Source organism: Dietzia sp. SYD-A1 (assembly GCF_015356725.1).
In the GTDB taxonomy this organism is placed as follows: domain Bacteria; phylum Actinomycetota; class Actinomycetes; order Mycobacteriales; family Mycobacteriaceae; genus Dietzia.
In genome coordinates, this window is sequence record NZ_JADDKI010000432.1 from 1 (window position 1) to 1,633 (window position 1,633).

The 1,633-nt window shown below is 69.2% G+C and carries 1 protein-coding gene and 4 tRNA genes; 1 reads left to right on the forward strand and 4 read right to left on the reverse strand.

Annotated elements, in window-relative coordinates:
- Positions 1-46: 46 nt before the first annotated feature.
- The 4 genes from IY392_RS15305 to IY392_RS15320 form a co-directional block, all read right to left on the reverse strand.
- Positions 47-592 carry a GNAT family N-acetyltransferase gene (locus tag IY392_RS15305; protein ID WP_182612501.1) on the reverse strand — a complete coding sequence of 182 codons (546 nt, stop codon included), beginning with the start codon at positions 590-592 and terminating at the stop codon, positions 47-49.
- Between the two features lie 289 nt (positions 593-881).
- Positions 882-956, reverse strand: a tRNA-Val gene (locus IY392_RS15310).
- 28 nt (positions 957-984) lie between these two features.
- A tRNA-Cys gene (locus IY392_RS15315) sits at positions 985-1,058 on the reverse strand.
- A gap of 48 nt (positions 1,059-1,106) precedes the next feature.
- A tRNA-Gly gene (locus IY392_RS15320) sits at positions 1,107-1,179 on the reverse strand.
- A 246-nt stretch (positions 1,180-1,425) separates the two neighbouring features.
- On the opposite strand from IY392_RS15320, the gene IY392_RS15325 reads away from it, so the two are divergent.
- Positions 1,426-1,497, forward strand: a tRNA-Val gene (locus IY392_RS15325).
- Positions 1,498-1,633 lie beyond the last annotated feature (136 nt).

A 1,633-nucleotide genomic window follows, 5' to 3' on the forward strand; every position in this document is an offset into this window, starting at 1 on the left:
GGCCCACCCCGGTTGGTCGCTCACCCGGCTCACCCCGGCCGGTCGCTCACAGTGGGCGCTGGACCGGGCGTTCCAGGACGACGTCGCGGTTCCGCACGCCCCCGACCATGAAGTCGCGGTGCCCCCGTCTCTCGAAACCGCTCCGGGCGTAGAAGGCGAGCGCTCTCGAGTTCGCCACGTTCGTCGCCAGCCACAGACTCCGCGCGCCGGAGTCCTGCGCGTGCCGCACCACGGCGTCGAGGAGCCGACCGGCTTCGCCGCTGCCGTGCAGGCACGGGTGGAGATAAAACTTGCTGACACCCACGGTCGGGCGGCTCGAGATCACCCGCGCGCAGGACTCGTCCATCGCGGTGCCCTCGACGAGCAGGGCGTAGGCCAGGATGTCGCCATCGGGCCCGACACCGGCGAGGAGTCGATGGGTCGGGTCCTCCAGGTACCCGCGGAACGAGGTGGGCCCGAGTGTGTCGCGCACGAACGCCTCCACCGACTCACGGGGCAGGTCGGGCGGACACGCGAGCGGGAAGGTCAGAGCGGCCAGGGCCGAGAGGTCGTCGATATCGGCCGCCAGCGCCGATCGGATCGTGAGGGTCATCGTCGACGAGGCTAGACGCCGACGGTCCCGGACAGGAATCGCGGCTCAAGCCGGCCCCCGCGCGCATCTTGGTCGTGCTCTCCGCGGGAATGTGGCGGGATCACCGCAGTGAGAACGACCAAGGCAAGCGGCCCGCGCGCGCGAGGACTCCACCGCCGCGGACATGGCCGACGTCCAAGCGCGACGCCCCGGAGAACGCTCGACGCCCCGGACAAAGCTCCACGCCCCGGAAAAGCTCCACGCCCCGGAAAAGCGCGACGCCCCGGCGGAAGACCGGGGCGTCGTGTCGTGGTGCGCGATACTGGGATTGAACCAGTGACCTCTTCCGTGTCAGGGAAGCGCTCTCCCGCTGAGCTAATCGCGCGGGACTCACCAACCGGATCACTCCGGCGTGGAGGTGGAGACGGGAATCGAACCCGTGTTGACGGCTTTGCAGGCCGCTGCCTCACCACTCGGCCACTCCACCGAAAAGGTATCGAGCCCGGTGAGGACTCCTGGCTCCTCGATCCCTCCGAGCGGATGACGGGATTCGAACCCGCGACCCTCACCTTGGCAAGGTGATGCGCTACCAGCTGCGCCACATCCGCACTGCTCCCCGGCGTGCTGTTGCTCACCGCGTTGCGAGAATGAACATTAGCCGACGCCGATCTTGGAACACAAATCGGGGGGCGGAAACGTCGCCTCATCTGCTCTGATGCTGCCCATCCGGGCGGGCTGTGCGTCCGGCGAGGGGGCGGCGAGGTGCGCGCGAGATCGTCGAGGACCCCGAATTGGGTCCCGGCGCGGGGCTTGCTACAGTGTTGCGGTGCCGACGCGAGAACGACGGCGCACGAGGTCCTATAGCTCAGTGGAAGAGCGCTCCGTTCACACCGGAGAGGTCACTGGTTCGAACCCAGTTAGGACCACCGCAGGCGCAGCCCCTGTCTCCCCCCGGGAGGCGGGGGCTTTTTGGCGTTCACAGGCCACTTCCTCGTTCACAGGCCACGCCCGGTCGCCCACGCCCGGTCGCCCACGCCCGGTCGCCCGGTCGCCCGCTCCCGG

Coding starts and splice junctions, on each gene's coding strand:
- IY392_RS15305 (WP_182612501.1), bottom strand. CDS start 592: ATGACCCTCACGATCCGATCGGCGCTGGCGGCCGATATCGACGACCTC.